Source organism: Paracoccus sphaerophysae (assembly GCF_000763805.1).
Taxonomy (GTDB): Bacteria; Pseudomonadota; Alphaproteobacteria; order Rhodobacterales; family Rhodobacteraceae; genus Paracoccus; species Paracoccus sphaerophysae.
Map to the genome: position 1 here is coordinate 1 of NZ_JRKS01000024.1, position 17,978 is coordinate 17,978.

A 17,978-nucleotide genomic window follows, 5' to 3' on the forward strand; every position below is an offset into this window, starting at 1 on the left:
CCCTGCACGAATGCCGTGTTCGATGCGCTTCGCAAGATGAAGACCATGCGCCAGATCGAGGCGGCTGAACTGCTGGTCAACGCGAACAACTACTCCGTCGCCTACGTGAACGCGATCCTTGCGGGAAAGCGCACTTCCACCCGGCCCGTCAGCGCGGCCATGCCGAGGTCGGCCCCCTCGATGCGCCCGTCAGAGCGGATCGTCTCGATGCGGTCGAGGCCGTTGGAATAGGTGATCTCGGCCGAGATGACGTTGCCGAGGGGCGAGCCGTTCCGCGTGATCGCGCCATTGAAGTGGCCGAAACGCTGCAGCGCCAGCGAGGTGGGCGTGCCTGCGGCTGTGGTGGCGGCGACGTTCTCGCCCTGAGCCACCAACCGTGCGGTCGCCGGAAGCAGCCCCGACCGTGCCATCTGCCACGACAACTGATCGCAGACGCAGCCGGTGTACATCGCATAGCGCGGCACCTCGGGCATCGCCGTTTCGATGGACATGCTCGGCAGCGTCCAGTTGCCGGACTGGAAGGTGTGGGTCTTGGGCGTCGTGCCGGTGGTCGTGGGCTGACCGAAGGCCGCTTTCAGCCACAGGCCGAAGTTCTCGACATCGATCGGCACGACGACGTCGCCATCGGCGGTGACCGCGTCCTTGATTGGGGCCAGCGGATCGCGTCCCTGGCCCAAGAGTTCCGAGGCGATCAGCGGCTGCTCGGAGCCGAGCGTGGTGCTGGCGAAGGGCACCGTGCGATAGCCCGAGGCGGGCGCGGTGCCATAGACGGTCTCGAACGCAAGCGCCATCTGCGCCCGCGCCCCATGGGCTCGTGCCATCGTAGTCTCCTGTGGTGAAGGGGGTCAGCCGAGCGGGTCGGCCGTGGAATAGTGCAGGACGATCGGGATCACCGCCGCCTTCAGGCTGGCGGCGCCCTCGACCGGCAGATCGACCGGACGCGGCGCTTCTGCCTCGACCCAGTCGCAGAGACCGCCCATTGTGCGGTCGGCGGCGATCGCCGCGCCGATGCTGGCGCATAGCGTGTCGAAGGCTGCGTCACGGGTGGCTCCCTGCACGACCGCCTCGATCTCGGCCCGGTGCTGATAATGGTAGCGCAGCGGTGAAAGCGTCACCTCGGGCTCTCCCGGCTCGCCGTCGCGCAGGATCAGGAGGCCTGCGGCAGGCACGCGCTCGGGCAGGACGTCACCGCGGAGGGCGGTGGCGGACAGCGCCGATAGCCGCGCGTGCAGCGCGGCGAGGATGGTTTCGCGGGGGGTGGGCATGTTTCCGCCTTGGCACGTTAGCGGTTTGCACGGTCAGAGAAGTTCCCTGAAGCTCCCGATCTTCAGTCTGAAACGGTGGTTCGTCGCCCAATCGTCCTTGATGGCGTCAGCGACCTCTACACTTAGCAAACCTTCGACGATCATTTGTCTGGTCAGGTCGACCGTGCCGAGAAGGACCAAGCCATCGCTGATGCGGCGGGCTTCATTCGCAGCACGCCTGTCATCCAGCGCGACGCCGGCCCCAATCGACACCGCATGTGCGATCGTCGCACTTTCGCCGATACCAAGGCGATGCGTACCCGTGAGCTGCCCAAACATCTCCAAGGCTGCATCGCTCTCCACCCGGCAAACTTCGCAGCATCCTGCGGTCAACGCAGCTTCGAACCGCGCCAATTGGTCCCCATAGACCTCCGTGATTTCGCCGACGGCATGGTCTGTCACGAGGAACTGCGGTGAAAGGTTCCGGATCAGATCCATCCGATCGATGCGGAGGAAGTTCACCAGCACAGAGGTGTCTGTGACGAGGACAACGGGCGGAGGATTCAGCATGTTGGACGTCACTCAGCTCGCGCGGCCTCAGCAAGTTCGAGCAACTTGCGCCCATCGACGCCGATGGTCTTACCCACATCCAGAAGGCGTCCTCGCGAAATCTCGCCCAGCCGATAAGCCTCAAGGGCCAGGTGAGCCACGCGGCTCCGAAGCTCTCGGGTTCCTCTCTTGTTGCTGACTGGCGCCTCAATATCCTCGAAGAGGTCCAAGGCCCGCAGGTAGTCCTTTCCCGCTTCCTCTTGCTCGGGAGACAGCAGCAGGTCGCTTTCCGGCTGATTGATGTGGCGCAGGCTCTTCAGTCGATAGACCGCCGCCTGATAGCTTGCGCCGAACCTGTGCGCGATAAACGCGACGTCTTGAAAGCCGATCGTCTGGGAGCGAGGTGCCGGACGCAGCTGGCCCTGTATGCTTCCACCGGTCGCCACATCAAAGACGATCTGATCGGTACGTGCAGGCTGACCCTTGCCGAGCTGTCGCAGCTCTTCCTCGAGACCGGCCTCCGGAAGCAGGAAGGCTGCGGCGAAAGCGTTCGCGCGCTGTTCTATGCGCTCACGGCTGTTGTCGGCGCTGCTCACGCCAACCACACGGTCGCGATCAAGAAGGGCATGCGCATACTCATGCGCTAGTGAGAAACGCTGGCGCGCACGCACATGCGCCGCATTCACGAGCACTGCCATGCCAATGCTCGGATGATGCAGGAACAGTCCTGACATGGTGTGAGGAAGATCCACCACCGATGCCCAGATCCCCTGATCGCCCAGCAGTCCCGCCATGTCGGCAATCGGAGCGCTCCCAAGTTCGAGGCGTCTCCGTTCCTGTTCAGCGACCCGCTCGCCCTGAGCGACAGCTTCCCCGGTCGATCTTGGTACTGGCTCACGGTACGCAGGCGGCCCATCGCGCTCTTCACGCCCGAGCAACTCTTCCAAACTGACACCTTCACGGCAGATCTGCACGCAGCGGTCTACCTCGATCCGGATTTCCGGAGTTGCATCGATGCCAGGTGCAATCCGATGCAGCGCCACTACTACGTCTTCATCCGCGTCCGGAACGTCTGCGAGGAACCAGCTGACTGGCCGACGATAGAGGTCCGCCAGTCGCGCAAGTTCCATGGTGGATACCGCGCGGTTCCCTCCTTCGATCTGCGTGACAGCCGTACGGGGAAGGCCAAGAGCTTCAGCCACGTCACCCTGACTGATTGATGCGAGTTCTCGTGCCTCCCTCAGTCGACGGGACAATTCGATGCGATTCATGACGGGTTCCTCGGTGTGCATGTCGGGCTTCTCCCGGCCCTTGCATGGGCACAAGATAGGCTGCCAGAACCATAACGTCAAATTCTTACTTGAACGTTCGATTGTCACACACCACATCGTCGGCATGCCACCGAAAGGAGGTGATGGAAATGGCAGGCAAGAACCAGCACGTGGTTCGGCGCGAGGACGGTTGGGCAGTCTTTGGCGCTGGGAACAACCGCGACACGGCGCGTTACGGCACTCAGGCCGAAGCAATCAATCGGGCCACCGAGATTGCGCGCAACCAGCAGAGCGAAGTTCTGATCCACGGACGTGACGGCCGGATCCGCGAGCGCAATAGCTACGGAAACGACCCGTTCCCGCCCCGCGGCTGAGAAACGCGCGGAGGACCTTTATGGTCCTCCGCGCGACCACTCGCGCCTCAGAGCTGCCCCTCCACCCAGTTCGCCACAATCAGCCCCGGCACCGCGTCATGCGCCCGCTCCGCGTCCCGCGCGAGGTCCAGCCGCTTCGGCAGCTTGACCTGCGGCACCAGCAGGAAGATCGGCACTGTCACACGGTCCCGGCCGGTCTTCGACCGTGAGGCGACGGCAAGGCCCTTCGTGTTCAGCCGTCCCTCGGCCACCAGCAGGCTAGGTCCCCTGCGTCGATAGATGAACCGCAGGCGCAGGCCTGTGCGGCGTTCCCATTCGCCGGGGGTGATCCGGCCGCCGCGCCGGGACTTGCCTGCGGCGGGGAGCGGGATCGCTGGCCAGAAGCCGTTCTTCGAGCGGATCAGCGGGCCGGTGTCGTGCGCACCGACGATGACGGGGGCATAAGACCAGACCACGGTTGCCGCGTTCAGGCTGGGCGTCGCCTTGGGGAACTGCTCCGACCGGATGGTGCGGGCAAGCCGAGGCCCGAGCCCCGCGCCGGTGATCTGCAGCCGCCAGGCGGCCTTCAGCCCGGTTCCGGCCTCGCGGATCGCGGCCGACACGGCCCGCTCGCCCGCCGCGACCTCGGCCGCCATCATCGCGACGATGTCGGGATCGATGTCGAGCTTAAGTTTCATCACGGTCACGCCGGGCGCAGATCGACGGTCCAGACCAGCCGCTCGCGGTCGCGGACGGGCTCGCCTTGGATGAGGAAGGCGTCGCCGTCGATCTCGATGCGGTCGCCGGGGCGTGGGTTCGCCACCTCGACGACCCGCAGGTCGATCCGGGTGGTCTCGGACCAGAGTCGCGCGTCGCCGAAGTCTGTGACGGTATCGGCACGCCTGGCGACGACACGCACCAGGACCGGCGCGCCGCCATCGGCGATGTAGACCGCATCGCGCCCGATGTTCGGATCGGCGAAGAGCGCGCCGACGGCGGCGGCGAAGGCGCTCATCAGAACGCGCCGTTCAGCCGCACCCGGCCGACCACATCGCCAGCACCACCCGCCACCGCCTCGGTCGCCACGCCGATCAGCGTGTTCGAGGTGGTGACCTTGGTGGTTTGCCGGGCGGTGTTGTCCCAATAGATGCGGTCGCCGACGGCCCATGCCTGGGAGCCGAGCTTCTTCAGCTCATAAACGCCGACGAGCGCGGCTTCGACAGTTTCGCCGAGGGCGGCGGTGCCGGAGGCCACGCCGAAGATCGAGCCGACGAGCAGGCCATCGCCCGATGCGACGGCATATGGCGCGGTCAGGGTGATGGTGTTGCCGGGCTGGACGTAGGTTTTCATGGGAAGGATCCTTGTGGAAAGACGAAGGGCGGCCCGTGAGGACCGCCCGTGTGTCAGGGTTCAGCATGGGGTGCCGGTTACGCGCCCGGGTTCTTGTAGAGGCCGCGCCAGTCGATGGCTTTGGCGCCGAAGTCGAGGCGGCACTTGATCTCTACCCCGTCGACATCGAAGCCGTTGCGGGTCTCGATGTAGGCGCCCTGCTGGCCCTCGAGATAGGCGTATTCGATGGTGTCGATCTGGTTGGGGCTTGCGGCCAGATACCAGGCGGTGGCGCTGGCCGCGTCAAGGCGCGGCTCGCTGATCGGCGAGAGCGTCCGGATCGACTCCGGCACCACCTTGGCGCTGTCGGCGGGGACGAGGTTCTGGGCCACCAGCTGTTCTGCTTTCAGTTCCAGCGCGGCCGGGACGATCAGGAAGGCCGGGCGGATGTTCAGCACCGTCTTCTTGTCGAGGCCGGTCTGCAGGGCCATCGCAGCCCGGGCCGCGCCGACGCTGGCGACGTCCAGGGCGGCACCGGTGCCTGCGAGGTTCTTGTGCGTGGTGTGGAACAGCGCGTTGCCGTCGGCCATGGCCGGGTTCGAGGTGATGATGCCCCAGACAACGTCGCTTTCCAGCTGGGCGATGGAGTTGCCGTACATCGCCGGGATCCGGGTGAAGGCGTCGAGATCGTCATTGATCAGCACCTGCCGGGTGATCGCCACGACGCGGCCATAGGTCTTGACCTTGTAGCTCTCCTTGCTCTCGCCAAGCGTCCCGCGCTTGAACTCGCCGCTTTCGCCCACTTCGAGGAGTTGCGGCGCCTCGCCCAGTTGCACCCGGTGCATCGACTTGAAGTCGGTCGCCAGCACCTGGCGGCAGAAGAGCGCGAAGGTCCGGGGATAGGCGTCATAGGCCTGCCGGAGCGTCTTGTTGGTGACGGCCGACAGGATCTCGGGGAAGTCTGAGGTCGAATGCAGCGCACGCGTCGCCACCTCGTCGCGCGACAGGCCGCGCGTGTTCACCCCGGCATTGCCGAGGCTTTCGCGGGCGAGTTCCAGGAGCGTCATGCCGCGATACTGGCGCGCGGCATCCTCGAGCGGAAACAGCGTTGGGCTGTAGCGGTGCAGGAGCGCGTTCGCCACCGCGTCGCGGCGGGTGATGCGCTCGTCCCGGCCACCGAGGGGGACCGAGACATGCGGGAAGGTCCGGGTCTCGTCCGACTTTGCGGCGACCTGGTCGAGGATCAGGCGGCGGGACTCGTCCACGCTGACGCCGCGCTTGACCAGATCTTCGGCGAAGCTGCGTTCGAGGCTCAGACGGCTGGTCAGATCGTAGATCGTGGAGACGCGGTCGCGTTCGGCCTCGCGGGCGCGGGTGGCGATGGCCTCGCTGTCGGGCGCAGGCGCCGGCTCCGGCATGCGCGCGGCGGTCGGTTCGGGGCTCGCCGGGGCCGCGACGGGCTGCTGGCGGGTGTCATTGCTGGCGGGGACATCCCCGGCCACGGTGGTCGTGCTCTCAGGCATGGATGCCTCCTTTTGAATGCGGGTGTCGACGATCTCGACGGGATAGCTGGCCTGATCCGCGGCGCGGACCTGCGCGCGGGGATCGGCGGGAACGGTCACGAAGCTGACTTCCAGCGGGGTCCAGCGTTCGACAATGCGTTGCTCGACCTCGCCCTTCGCGGCGGGCTCGACCACCTTCACCCTCTCAATGGAATAGCCCACCGAGACGTTGCGGATGATGCCGTCGCTGATCAGGCCGAACATGCGGTCAGCGGCCTGGTCGAGCCCTTCGCGGGGGAAGCGGATGGTGGCCTTGCCTTCCTTGCCCTCGATCCAGGCGCGCTCGACCACGCCCACCTGCGAATGCGAGGACCAGACCGAATGGCTGTCGAGCGCCGGGGCACCGGCATTGAGGCGCGTCAGGTCCACCGCCCTGTCGCTGACCTCGAGGATTTCGTCGAAGGGAACGGAGGTGTCCCAGCCGGTCCAGCGCCGCCGCCGGACGGCCGCGCCGGTGGTGAAGACCACGTCGACCGAACGGGCCTCGGTGTTGACGGTCGCAGGCAGGATGGGCGCGCGCCGCAGCTGCATCGGCAGGGCGACCGGGGCCGCCATCATCGTGTCGGGCATGGCCCTATTCCTTCTCTGGTTCGGATGCGGGGGCGTCCGGGACACTGGTCGGCTCGCCCGCCTGCGCGCTGCCGGTCTTGGTGACGCGGCGCGGATCGCTGTCGAGCACGAGGCCGAGGCCATCGAGCTTGGCGTTGGTCGCGGCGATTTCCGCGAGAACCGCGTCCGGGTTATGGCCCTGCCGGGCGATGGCCTGCGCCAGCGTCATCGTGCCTGTCCGGATCGCCAGCAGGTCGGCCATCGCGTCCTTGTAGGGATCGACGGCGTCGAACTTCGGTGGCGACCATTCCACCGGCACGTCAGGGATCGGGATCTGGCCCGCTGCCCATGCGGCCTCGGTGAACCAGCGCCAGACCGGCGCGCAGAGCATAGGAATGAAGAGCTGCCACTGCACGGCGTCGATCATCCGGCGGAACTCGACGAGCCCGGCCCGGATCGAGGAATAGTTCACCTGGCTGAGGTCCCCGGTCAGCAATTCATAGGGCACCCGGAACCCGGCCGAGATCGTGTGCAGGCTGGCGCGCTTGTATTCGCCGTAGCCGCCCGTCGCCGAAGGTTGGTTGAACCGGATGTCCTTGCCGCCGCGGGCATAGGCGATCAGCCCCGGCTCGAACTGCTCGACCCGGTTGCCATCGGCATCGACCACGGAGGGCGCAATCCCCTGCTGGGCCTCGTCGTCGCCAAAGACGATGGCGGTGACGCAGGCCTCGGTCTTCTTGCGGACCAGTTCGGCCACCTCGTAATCGTCGAGATCGCGCAAGCTGCGGATCACCGGCGCGCCCCAGGGGACGCCGCGCGCCTGCGTGCGCTGCTTCTCATAGACATGGGCAATCTCGGTCGCGGGGACCGGGCGCGACCCGAGCCCGCCCTGCAGCGCGCCCCAGGCATCGCCGGGGTGCTCGCCATGCAGCCAATAGGCCCGGCGCTTGCCTACCGGATCGAACTCGATCCCCTGCACCAGCCGAGCACCGCCAAGGACGCCGGATTTCGTGGCGTCGAGGAAGTCCGCCTCCAGCACCTGCAATTGCAGCGGCACCGGCAGGCCATCGCTTGCCCGCCGCAACCGGCGGCGCACCAGGACCTCACCCGCCTCGATCATCTCGCGGCAGATCAGCGTCTGCAGACCGTAGAAGTCGAGCTGGCCATCGGCATCGCACTCCGCTGTCCACCGCTCGAACAGCGCATCGACCGTGCGGTCGAGCTTGTCGTCGCCGCTGGCGGCGCGCGGCATGATGCCCGCGCCGATGATGTTGTTGACCAGCACTGCGACGGCTTTCGCCGCATGCGGGTTGTTGCGCACCAGATCGCGCATGCGGTCGCGCAAGAGCGCCCCGGCCACGCCGATCTCGGTATCGGCGGAGGATCCCGGTGCGCGCCAACCGTCCGTGCGCCGTCCCTTGGACGCGCCATCATAGCCGCGCGTCAGGGTTTCGAAGGCCTGCCGCGCCAGCACTCGCCGGGCCGCCATCCGGGGTGCGACCGAAGCAATGGCATGGTCCATCCAATTCGCGGGCATCAGCGATCCCCGCGGCTGAAGCCTGCCAACCCGGCCACAGGCAGCGGCCGCGTGTCTTCATCGACTATTCCGCCGCCATGGCGGGAACGGAGGCAACGGCGATCAGCGCGGCGATCTCGGGACGGCAGGCGCCGCATCCGGTGCCCGCACAGGTCGCGGCGGCGACCGCCGCCACGTCGCGGGCGCCCGCGTCGATGGCGGCGGCGATGCGGTTGCGGCCGACCCCCATGCAGGCGCAGAGGATCGGGCCCTCGTCCGGTTGATCCGTCCCGGCACGCGGGGCCAAGCTCTCCCGTCCGACGGGAGCGCCGATCCGCGCGATGACGCTCTCCCGGGCAAGGCTCACCGGCGTCGGCCCCGCGAACAGCAGTGCCCGGATCCGGCCACCCCTGACGAAGCAAAGCGTCGTCAGTTCACGCGCCGGGTCGTCGGACCGGATCAGTTCGGCGTCGGGCAGGCCGAAGAGGACACGGGCGATGGCCTCGGCGCCCTCGGACGGAGGGGTGAGCGCGGCCAGTTCGGCCGCAAGTCCGGTTTCGGTCTTGCGGCGCGCCCAGTAGGGCGTGGACGGGGCAAGGACGTCGTCGCTGACGGCGAAGGCGAACCAGCCTGCAGTCCACGGCGCGAGAGTCACGGCCGCTGCCTTGGATTCAGGCTGGCCGGAGAGCGGATCGGTCGCAGCGGCGATGACCGCGTCGATCCGGCCGGTGGGGGCGGTTTCGCCGGTCCAGTGCATCGGCGCGAAAAGCTGGCCGCTGGCGACGCGATCGGTGACGACGACGCGCAGGATCGCCCGGCCGGAGTCGCTGGTGACCTCGGCCAGTGAAAAGGGAGCCAGGCGCAGCCGAAGCGCATCCGCCGGGTTCACCTCGACGAAGGGCTCCCCTAGGTGCCTGTTCAGCCGAGGGGCGCGGCCCGTGCGGGTCATGGTGTGCCACTGGTCGCGGATGCGGCCGGTGTTCAGGCGGAAGGGCCGTTCGGGCGTCAGCCCCGCCGCGGGCGCGCGGGCGGTCACGGGAACCATGCGGGCGCGGCCGTCGGGGGTCAGGAAGTGGCCGTCCGCGAAGAAGCGGCCGCCTTGCCGGGTGGCGGTGAAGGGCCAGCGGAACGGCTCCATTGCCTCGTATTCGGCGTCAGGCATCCCGGCCTTGCCCGAGATGTCGAAGTCGCGCCCGAGCCCGCCCGCGATTCCCGACAGCGCCGCGTGCTCGCGGAAGATCGCGGCCGGCCCGTCCCAGTCAAAGCCCCCAAAGCCCATCCGCCGTGCGACCTGCGCCAGCGCCCACCAGTCGGGCCGCGCCTGCCCCGGCGGCGGCAGGGCGGCGCGCTGGCGGCTGACCGTGCGGTCCGAGTTGGTGACGGTGCCCGACTTCTCGGCCCAGGCGGCGGCGGGCAGCAGCACATGCGCGAGCCGCGCGGTGTCAGTCGCGCCGGTCACGTCGCTGACTACCACGAAATCGCAGCCGGCGATGGCGGCGCGGACGGCATCGGCCTCGGGTAGGGTCACGGCGGGGTTCGAGTGGATGATCCACAGCGCCCTGATCCGTCCGTCACTCACCGCGCGGAACATCTCGACGGCCTTGAGCCCCGGCCGCTCGGCCATCCTTGGCGCGTTCCAGAAGCCCGCCACGGCAGCACGGTGGTCCGGGTTCTCCAGCGACAGGTGGCAGGCGAGCTGGTTGGCAAGCCCGCCGACCTCGCGCCCGCCCATGGCGTTGGGCTGGCCGGTGACGCTGAAGGGACCCATGCCGGGCCGGCCGATCCGGCCCGTGGCCAAGTGGCAGTTCAAGATCGCATTCACCTTGTCGGTGCCGCTGCTCGACTGGTTCACGCCCTGCGAGAAGACCGTCACGACGCGCTCGGTTCGGCACCACAACTCGATGAAGCGCGCCAGCTCGGCGAGGGAAAGGCCGGTCTCGCCGCTTTCGGCGCAGGCCGTGGCAATCGCCTCATCGGCGCCTGTCACATGGGACAGGAAACCCGCATCGGTCAGCCCCCGATCGGCAATGGCGGCCAGAAGGCGGTTGAACAGCGCGACATCCGCGCCCGGCGCGATGGGCAGATGCAGGTCGGCGGCCTCGGCCGTGACCGATCGGCGGGGGTCGATCACGACCACCCGCGTGCCACGCGCCGCGCGTGCGGCCTCGACCCGCTGCCACAGCACCGGATGGCACCAGGCGAGGTTAGATCCGACGAGGACGACCAGATCGGCCTCGTCCAGGTCCTCATAGGTGCCGGGCACCGTGTCGGCGCCGAAGGCGCGGACGTGCCCCGCGACGGTCGAGGCCATGCAGAGCCGCGAGTTCGTGTCCACGTTGGCGCTGCCGATGAAGCCCTTCATCAGCTTGTTGGCGACATAGTAATCCTCGGTCAGCATCTGCCCTGAAAGGTAGAAGGCCACCGAGTCCGGCCCATGCGCCGCGATGGTCTGACGGAAGCGCGCGGCGACATGGTCGAGGGCGGTGTCCCAACCCGCCTCGGCCCCGTCGATCACGGGCGACACCAGCCGCCCCGACAGGCTGACCGTCTCGCCCAGCGCCGTGCCCTTGGAGCACAGCCTGCCGCGGTTGGCGGGGTGGTCGGGATCGCCCTTGACCGTCAGGCCGTTCCCGGCCGGGCTCAGGATCACCCCGCAGCCGACGCCGCAATAGGGACAGGTCGAGCAGATCATGCGACCCGCCTCGCCATCAGGCGCTCGGCGTCGATCAGCACCCGGCCGGCCTCCACCCGCGCCGGATAGGTCGCGACCGCGCCTGTGTCGGCGCCCTGCGCCATGCCGGTTTCCAGGCTGAACACCCAGGCGTGCAGCGGGCAGGTGACGGCGTGGCCGTGGACGATCCCATCCGACAGCGGCCCGCCTTTGTGGGGGCACCGGTCGTCCAGCGCGAAGACCCGATCGTCGAAGGTGCGGAAGACCGCCACGCAGCCCTGCGCGGTCCTGACGGTGCGGGCGCCCCGCTGCGGGATGTCGTCCAGCGCGGCGATGTCGATCCAGATGGTCATTCGGCGGCCTCCAGCGAAAGATCGGCAACGGGGCGGAAGCGGCGCGCCGCGTCCGGGCGGGCACGCTCGGCCCAGGGGTCCTTCTGATAGACGCGCTGCGACAGGTCGAAGCGCTCGATCAGCCCGGCGCGGGTGGCGGGATCGGCGATCTGGTCGCGCACCCAGTCCAGCCCGACCTTGGCGATCCACTTGTAGGGCCGGTCGAGATACTTCGCGTGCTCGCGGTAAAGCTGGACAAAGGCCACGGTGATCTCGATGGCCTCGGCCTCGGTCCCGGCCTTCAGCAGCCGCTGCGTTTCCTTGACGTCCATGCCGGCCGCGCCGCCGACGCCGATCTCGTAGCCGGAATCCACGCAGACGATGCCCACGTCCTTGCAGGTCGCCTCGGCGCAGTTGCGGGGGCAGCCCGAGACGCCCAGCTTGACCTTGTGGGGCGTCCAGGACCCCCACAGCCGCTGTTCCAGCGCAATCCCGAGGCCCGTCGAATCCTGCGTGCCGAAGCGGCAGAACTCGGACCCCACGCAGGTCTTCACGGTGCGCAGGCCCTTGGAATAGGCGTGGCCCGACACCAGCCCCGCCGCGTTCAGGTCGGCCCAGATCGCGGGAAGGTCCTCTTTCCGGACGCCCAGCAGGTCGATGCGCTGGCCGCCCGTGACCTTGACCATCGGCACGTCGTATTTCTCGGCCGCGTCGGCGATGGCGCGCAATTCGCGCGGGTTAGTCACGCCGCCCCACATGCGCGGCACCACGCTGAAGGTGCCGTCCTTCTGGATGTTGGCGTGCAGCCGTTCGTTGACAAGGCGGCTCTGCGCGTCGTCGCGATAGTCCAGTGGCCAGTCCGCCAGCAGGTAGAAGTTCAGCGCCGGGCGGCAGGACGGGCAGCCGCAGGAGGTGCGCCAGCCCAGTTCCTGCATCACCGCCGGCATGGATTTCAGCTCCTGCGCCTTGATCAGGCGGCGGACCTCCTCATGCGTCAGGTCGCTGCAGCCGCAGATCGGCTGGGCCGCAGGCTTCTGGAAGGCATCGCCCAGCGTCAGCGCCAGAACCTGTTCCACCAGCCCCGTGCAGGTCCCGCACGAAGCCGAGGCCTTTGTCTGCGCCCGCAGTTGCGCGATGTCGGTCGCACCGCCCTCGATCGCCTGCACGATCCTGCCCTTGCATACGCCGTTGCAGCCGCAGATCTCCGCCTCAAGCGGCAATGCTGCAACGGCTGCAAGAGGGTCCGACTGAACGCCCCCCGCGAAGGCCGGGCCGAAGATCAGCGTCTCGCGCGTGGCGCTGACGTCGGTGCCCTCCTTGATCTTCTGGAAGAACCAGTTGCCGTCGGCGGTGTCGCCATACATGACCGCGCCGATCAGGCGGTCGTTCTCGATCACCAGCCGCTTGTAGATGCCGCGGCCGGGGTCGCGGAAGACGATCTCCTCGCGGCCGGGGGCCTCGGCGAAGTCGCCGGCGCTGAACAGGTCGCAGCCCGTGACCTTCAGCTTGGTCGCCGTCTGCACCGGCCGGAAACCCGCGTCGCCGCCGTTCAGCACATCCGCCAGCACCCGCGCCTGATCGTAGAGCGGCGCGACAAGGCCGAAAAGCTGGCTCTCGAACTCGACGCATTCGCCAAGTGCGAAGATCGACGGGTCCGAGGTCCGCATCCGGGCGTCCACGGTGATGCCCCGCTCGACGTCCAGCGCGGCGTCGGTGGCGATGCGCACCTCGGGGCGGATGCCCACGGCCATGCAGACGAGGTCCGCGCCGTAGACGGTGCCATCCTCCAGCAGCACGGCCTCGACCCGGTCATGGCCCAGGATCGCCTTGGTCGCGCCCTTGCAATGGACGCGGATGCCGCGCCGTTCCAGGTCCTTCTGCAGCAGGTAGCCCGCCGCCGGGTCGAGCTGGCGCTCCATCAGGTGGCCCATCAGGTGGATCACGGTCACGTCGGCGCCGCGCGCGGCCATGCCCGCCGCGGCCTCCAGCCCCAGAAGGCCGCCGCCGATCACCACCGCCTTCGCGCCGGGTCGGCTGGCGGCAATCATCGCGTTGGTGTCCTCGAGGTCGCGGTAACTCACCACGCCCGGAAGGTCGCGGCCCGCGACGGGGATGATGAAGGGGGCCGAGCCGGTGGCGATGACGAGCTTGTCATAGGGCGTCTCGCCTCCCTGCGACACCACCACCTTCCGGGCGCGGTCGATGCGCGTCACCGTCTCGCCGAAGCGGCAGGCGATGCCGCGGGCGGCATAGAAGCCGTCGTCATGGGTGACGATCTCGGCATAGGTCTTTTCGCCCGACAGCACCGGCGACAGCATCAGCCGGTTGTAGTTGCCGCGCGGTTCCGCGTTGAAGAGGGTGATGTCCCAACCCTCGGGAGCGCCGTCGAGCAGGTGCTCGATCATCCGGCCAGAGGCCATGCCGGCGCCGATGACGACAAGTCGCTGTGTCATGGGAAGTCCTCGCATCAGGGGGGTCATGCCGGCTGGCCTGCGGGCGCGCGGTCCAGCCGCCGCACGGTCAGGTGCATCCAGGCGAAGCAGGCGGCGACGATCAGGAACAGCACCATGAAGCAGCTGGACCACAGCCCCGTCGCGTCCTTGAGCCAGCCGAAGGCGATGGGCAGGACGAAGCCGCCGAGGCCCCCGATCATGCCGACCATGCCGCCGACCGCGCCCACGTTCTGGGGGTAGTAGACCGGGATGTGCTTGAAGACCGCGGCCTTGCCGATGGCCATGAACAGGCCCAGCACGAAGACCAGCGCGATGAAGGCCGCGGGGGCCATCGCCGTCTGGCCAGTGGGCAGCGACAGGGCAAGGGCCGCCAGCGCCGAGACGCCGAAGGTCCAGTAAAGCACCGCCCTTGCGCCGTAGCGATCCGACAGCGCCCCGCCCCAGGCCCGGAAGATCGAGCCGGGGATCGAGTAGGCCGCGCCGATCAGGCCCGCGACGGCCACGTCGAAGCCGTAGACGCCGACCAGATAGCGCGGCAGCCACAGCGCCAGCGCGACAAAGCCGCCGAAGACGAAGAAGTAGTAAAGCGAGAAGCGCAGGACGCGGATGTCGGCCAGCGGCGCGAACTCGGCGGCGAAGCTGCGGGCCGGGGCCTCGCCACAGGTGCGCGCGGCGGTGACGGGGTCTTCCTCGCTCAGCCACCAGAAGAGCACGGCGGTCGCGGCAAGCACCCCGGCGTAGACCTGCGCCGCCCCCTGCCAGCCGAGCGCGAGCATCAGGAAGGGTGCCGCGAACTTGGTCACGGCGGCGCCGACGTTGCCGACGCCGAAGATCCCCAGCGCCGTGCCCTGCCGCCCGGCCGGGTAGAAGCGCGAGACATAGGCGACCCCCACCGCGAAGGAGCCGCCGGCGATCCCGACGCCCAGCGCGGCGAGCAGGAACTGCGGATAGGTCTGCGCGAAGGACAGAAGGAATGTCGCCGCGGCGGCGGCCAGCATGGTCAGGGTGAAGACGGTGCGGCCGCCCAGGCGGTCGGTCCAGACGCCCAGGAGGACCCGGATCAGCGACCCAGTTAAAATCGGCATCCCGACCAGCAGGCCGAACTGCGTTTCGGAGAGAGAGAGCGTTTCGCGGATCTGCAGCCCGATGATCGCGAAGATCGTCCAGACGGCGAAGCAGATGGTGAAGGCCCCGGTCGAGAGGACAAGGGCGCGGGTCGGGTGGATGGCGGGGGAAACGGCGGGATCGGCCATGCTTCGGGCTCCGGATGGCGTGGCATCGAAGAAAGCGGGCATGCGGGGGCCGCGACGGGCCGGCATGTCGGCGGTGAATGTCCAGGGGTCCGCGGCGTCGCGGAAGGGTGGCACCCGAGGTGCCGGAAGGCTGCGCCGTTGCAGGCTTCCTGTTCTGCAGGACAGCAGGCTTGCTGCGCTGCCGCAAGCGCGAGGGTGGAAAAACTTGGACTTAAGGATCGTCCTGCCCGCCCGCGCCGCGTCTTTGCGCAAACGCTGGGCAGTCAGTCCACCGGAGGATCAAAAATCCAGCCGTCGAAGAACCTGTCGGGTGCGAGAATCATCGTTCCGCGCTCGGATGCGACGGCGGTCGGGTGGGCCAGCGTCCCCTCGACCTTCATCGAGGCGCCGGGCAGGTCCGCGCCCGCCGCGCGCATGTGCTTGCGATACAGATCGGTGCGGAAGATGGCGGCGCCTGCGCGGCCGGCCGGTTCCTGCGGCAGGTCGAAGCGCCGGGCAAGCTGGGCGGCGATCAGCGCGCCTGTGCTGCGCCAGGGAAAGCTCGCGGCGCCGTCGTGAAAGGTGAAGAACGGTCCCGGCGGGGGGGCCAGGACAAAGGCGGTGCGGTCGGTCAGCGACGCTTCCAGCGTCTCGGCCGGCAGGCCCAGGTATTCGGGGCGCGACAGGATCTCGGCGGCGATGCCCCGGTTGCCTCGCCCGTCGAGCCAGCGCCCTGCCCGCCAGACCGCCCGCATCAGCGCCCCGGCCGCCTCGGGGCGCGCTTCGGCCCATCCTGCCCTTGCCGCCAGCACCTTTTCCGGGGGCGCGGCCCAGATCGAGCGCCCCGAGGCAAGGATCGTGCCCACCCCCGCCTCGGCCGCAACGGTGCCCCATGGCTCGCCCACGCAGAACAGGTCGATCTCTTTTCCCGCAAGGGCGGCAGCCATCTGCGGCGGGGGCACGGTGCGGATCTCGATCCCCGGCCCCAGCCAGCGCGCCATCAGCAGCGCGTGGGTCGAGAAGGTGAAGGGCACGCCGATGCGCAGGCGGGGCCCGGCCGCCGACCGGATGGCTCCGGCCGCCTGCGCCGCATCCGTCAGCCGCGGCAGGTCGCGGGCCAGCGCGGCCGAGGCCCCGATCACCTGCCCGCCATGCGACAAAACCATCAGCGCCTCGACCGGCGGCAGCGAGGGCAGAAGCCCCATCGCCCGCGCCACTGCCATCGGCGCCAGCATATGCGCCGCCTCGACCGCCCCGGCGGCCAGGAAGTCGCGCAGCAGCGCCCATGACCGCGCCTGCACAAGCTCGAGCGCGATGCCCTCGGCGGCCGCAAATCCCATTTCCCGTGCAATGATGACAGGCGCGGCATCGGTGAGCGGCACCCAAGCGACGCGGAGGGTTCCGATGCTCATCCCAGAAGCCCTGCCGCCGTCACCAGCGCCGCGGCGACCTCGGCCAGCTTCTTCTTCTGGTCCATGGCGGTCTTGCGCAGCAGCGCATAGGCCTCCTCCTCGGGCAGGCCACGCGCCCGCATCAGGATGCCCTTGGCGCGGTCGATGACCTTGCGCTCGTCCAGCGCGCGGCGGGTGGCCTCAAGTTCCAGCCGCAGCCGCCGCACCGTGGCGAACTGGGCGATCGCAAGGTCGATCACCGGGCGCAGCACTTCGGGACGGACATCCTCGGCGACATAGGCCGAGACGCCCGCCTCGATGGCCGCGCGCATGAAGGCGGTGTCGCCGCCGGGCGCGAACAGGGCGACCGCGCGTTCCTTGGGCGAGGTCGCGACGGCCATTTCCTCGATCACGTCGCGCGAGGCATGGGCGACGTCGATCAGCACGACATCGGGGTCCATCTCAGCGATCCGGCGGCCAAGACCGCTCGTGTCGGCCAGGATCACGACCCGGCAGGTGCCATCCGAGGCCAGCGCTTCGGCAACGGAATGTGCGCGCGTCTCGTCGGATTCGATCACGAGGATGTTCAGCTGCCTGTCCATGGGAAAAGCCAAGGCATCTGGAAGCGGCGAACGCAACTCGTCGTCGCATGTGCGGCACGCAAGCCTGTCGACAAGGCAACCGCCTGCCGACATCTTGAGCAATGGTGCCGCCACATGGAGCCACCAAAAGAATGCTGCCCGGCGTGCAGGCAGGGCATCGCGGTCTTTTGACCTTCTTGCGAACGGCAAGACGGAGCTGTCCTGAACACAGCGTCTGATCCTCTATCGCTTCCGCCGCAATCGTTCGGAGATGCGGCTCAACATCTCGGTGCGAATGGATAAATCAGCCATCGCGCCGAGCAGGCCGCGTTAGCGAGTCAATGGTCAGAGATTGCGTTCAGCCGTGCGGCGCAGATCAGGTCATTCTCGGTCAGCCCGCCCGCAGCATGTGTGATGAAGGTCACCTCGCAGTAACCCCTACCGAAGCGCACGTCCGGGTGATGCCCTTGGGTCCCGCCCAGCCATGCGGCCAGGTTCACCATCTGCACGGCCCGTGCGAACCCCTTGAACTCCCATCGACGGGTCAGCGCCCGGCCGTGGGCGGCAAGTGTCCAGCCGGGCAGCGTGGCAAGGGCCTTTTCGGCCGTGCCTGCATCCATGGGCGGCATGGCTCCGGTGTAGGGGGTGCAGGTGCGGGTCGCAAGACGCTCATGGTGCAATGCCACGACGAAGGCGCAGGCAATGCAAGGAGGTTGCCGAAGCCTGTATGCCTCCGGCGTGCCCCGAGCGGCGGCGATCGGACATGATCCCGGCGATTTTCGAAGGGCGGCGGGAAACCGGCCCGGGTAAGCCGGTGAAGGATCCGGGGCCTGCTTCGTCTCCTCAGCCCTTGTTGATCCTGCCGAACCAAGCGCCTACCATTCACGGACCGACAGAAGGAGATCGATGCTCAGAGGCTTGGATTGCGTTGCGGGCCACCGTGAA

16 protein-coding genes and 1 pseudogene are annotated in these 17,978 nt (G+C 68.4%); 1 reads left to right on the forward strand and 16 read right to left on the reverse strand.

The annotated features are described in order from the left end of the window. Window positions 1–125 precede the first annotated feature (125 nt). The 4 genes and pseudogenes from IC63_RS08780 to IC63_RS17455 form a co-directional block, all read right to left on the reverse strand. Window positions 126–821 (reverse strand): annotated as a pseudogene (locus IC63_RS08780) (phage tail tube protein); the annotation flags it as partial. 24 nt (window positions 822–845) lie between these two features. Beyond that, complete coding sequence (locus tag IC63_RS08785; protein WP_036719251.1) at window positions 846–1,265, reverse strand: hypothetical protein; 420 nt, start codon at window positions 1,263–1,265, stop codon at window positions 846–848. Window positions 1,266–1,298: 33 nt separating this feature from the next. Next, window positions 1,299–1,814 (reverse strand): hypothetical protein, encoded by a 516-nt coding sequence (locus tag IC63_RS08790; protein WP_036719253.1) that lies wholly within the window; start codon window positions 1,812–1,814, stop codon window positions 1,299–1,301. 8 nt (window positions 1,815–1,822) lie between these two features. Further along, on the reverse strand, window positions 1,823–3,064 hold the full coding sequence (locus tag IC63_RS17455; protein WP_198026289.1) for a helix-turn-helix domain-containing protein: 1,242 nt from the start codon (window positions 3,062–3,064) through the stop codon (window positions 1,823–1,825). A gap of 143 nt (window positions 3,065–3,207) precedes the next feature. Here IC63_RS17455 and IC63_RS08805 point away from each other — a divergent pair, with 143 nt between their 5' ends. Beyond that, entirely contained in the window at window positions 3,208–3,438 is a 231-nt protein-coding gene (locus tag IC63_RS08805; RefSeq protein WP_232222563.1) for a DUF2188 domain-containing protein, read from the forward strand. Between the two features lie 47 nt (window positions 3,439–3,485). On the opposite strand, the gene IC63_RS08810 is transcribed toward IC63_RS08805, so the two are convergent. The 12 genes from IC63_RS08810 to IC63_RS08865 all read right to left on the reverse strand — a co-directional run bounded on the left by IC63_RS08810 (window position 3,486) and on the right by IC63_RS08865 (window position 17,662). Beyond that, window positions 3,486–4,115 carry a DUF6441 family protein gene (locus IC63_RS08810; protein ID WP_036719261.1) on the reverse strand — a complete coding sequence of 210 codons (630 nt, stop codon included), beginning with the start codon at window positions 4,113–4,115 and terminating at the stop codon, window positions 3,486–3,488. Window positions 4,116–4,120: 5 nt separating this feature from the next. Then, window positions 4,121–4,432 (reverse strand): head-tail joining protein, encoded by a 312-nt coding sequence (locus tag IC63_RS08815; protein WP_036719264.1) that lies wholly within the window; start codon window positions 4,430–4,432, stop codon window positions 4,121–4,123. Beyond that, window positions 4,432–4,767, reverse strand: coding sequence for a DUF2190 family protein (locus IC63_RS08820; protein WP_036719266.1), 336 nt, complete (start codon window positions 4,765–4,767; stop codon window positions 4,432–4,434). The genes IC63_RS08815 and IC63_RS08820 overlap by 1 nt, the downstream gene beginning before the upstream one ends. A 77-nt stretch (window positions 4,768–4,844) precedes the next feature. Then, the gene (locus IC63_RS08825) at window positions 4,845–6,878 is read right to left on the reverse strand and encodes a prohead protease/major capsid protein fusion protein (protein WP_232222564.1); all 2,034 of its coding nucleotides are present in this window, start codon (window positions 6,876–6,878) and stop codon (window positions 4,845–4,847) included. 4 nt (window positions 6,879–6,882) lie between these two features. Beyond that, on the reverse strand, window positions 6,883–8,394 hold the full coding sequence (locus IC63_RS08830; protein WP_036719269.1) for a phage portal protein: 1,512 nt from the start codon (window positions 8,392–8,394) through the stop codon (window positions 6,883–6,885). 64 nt (window positions 8,395–8,458) lie between these two features. Then, complete coding sequence (locus IC63_RS08835) at window positions 8,459–11,065, reverse strand: nitrate reductase (RefSeq protein ID WP_036719271.1); 2,607 nt, start codon at window positions 11,063–11,065, stop codon at window positions 8,459–8,461. Continuing rightward, entirely contained in the window at window positions 11,062–11,397 is a 336-nt protein-coding gene (gene nirD / locus IC63_RS08840; protein WP_036719273.1) for a nitrite reductase small subunit NirD, read from the reverse strand. The genes IC63_RS08835 and nirD overlap by 4 nt, the downstream gene beginning before the upstream one ends. After that, window positions 11,394–13,829 carry a nitrite reductase large subunit NirB gene (gene nirB, locus IC63_RS08845; RefSeq protein ID WP_036719276.1) on the reverse strand — a complete coding sequence of 812 codons (2,436 nt, stop codon included), beginning with the start codon at window positions 13,827–13,829 and terminating at the stop codon, window positions 11,394–11,396. Before nirB ends, nirD begins: the two co-directional genes overlap by 4 nt. 23 nt (window positions 13,830–13,852) lie before the next feature. Further along, the gene (locus IC63_RS08850; RefSeq protein WP_036719280.1) at window positions 13,853–15,082 is read right to left on the reverse strand and encodes an MFS transporter; all 1,230 of its coding nucleotides are present in this window, start codon (window positions 15,080–15,082) and stop codon (window positions 13,853–13,855) included. 263 nt (window positions 15,083–15,345) lie between these two features. Continuing rightward, window positions 15,346–16,473, reverse strand: a complete 1,128-nt coding sequence (locus tag IC63_RS08855; RefSeq protein WP_036719282.1) for a CmpA/NrtA family ABC transporter substrate-binding protein — start codon at window positions 16,471–16,473, stop codon at window positions 15,346–15,348. Then, complete coding sequence (locus IC63_RS08860; protein WP_036719285.1) at window positions 16,470–17,054, reverse strand: ANTAR domain-containing response regulator; 585 nt, start codon at window positions 17,052–17,054, stop codon at window positions 16,470–16,472. The genes IC63_RS08855 and IC63_RS08860 overlap by 4 nt, the downstream gene beginning before the upstream one ends. 317 nt (window positions 17,055–17,371) lie before the next feature. Next, window positions 17,372–17,662 carry a 4a-hydroxytetrahydrobiopterin dehydratase gene (locus IC63_RS08865; RefSeq protein ID WP_052042046.1) on the reverse strand — a complete coding sequence of 97 codons (291 nt, stop codon included), beginning with the start codon at window positions 17,660–17,662 and terminating at the stop codon, window positions 17,372–17,374. Between the last annotated feature and the right edge of the window lie 316 nt (window positions 17,663–17,978).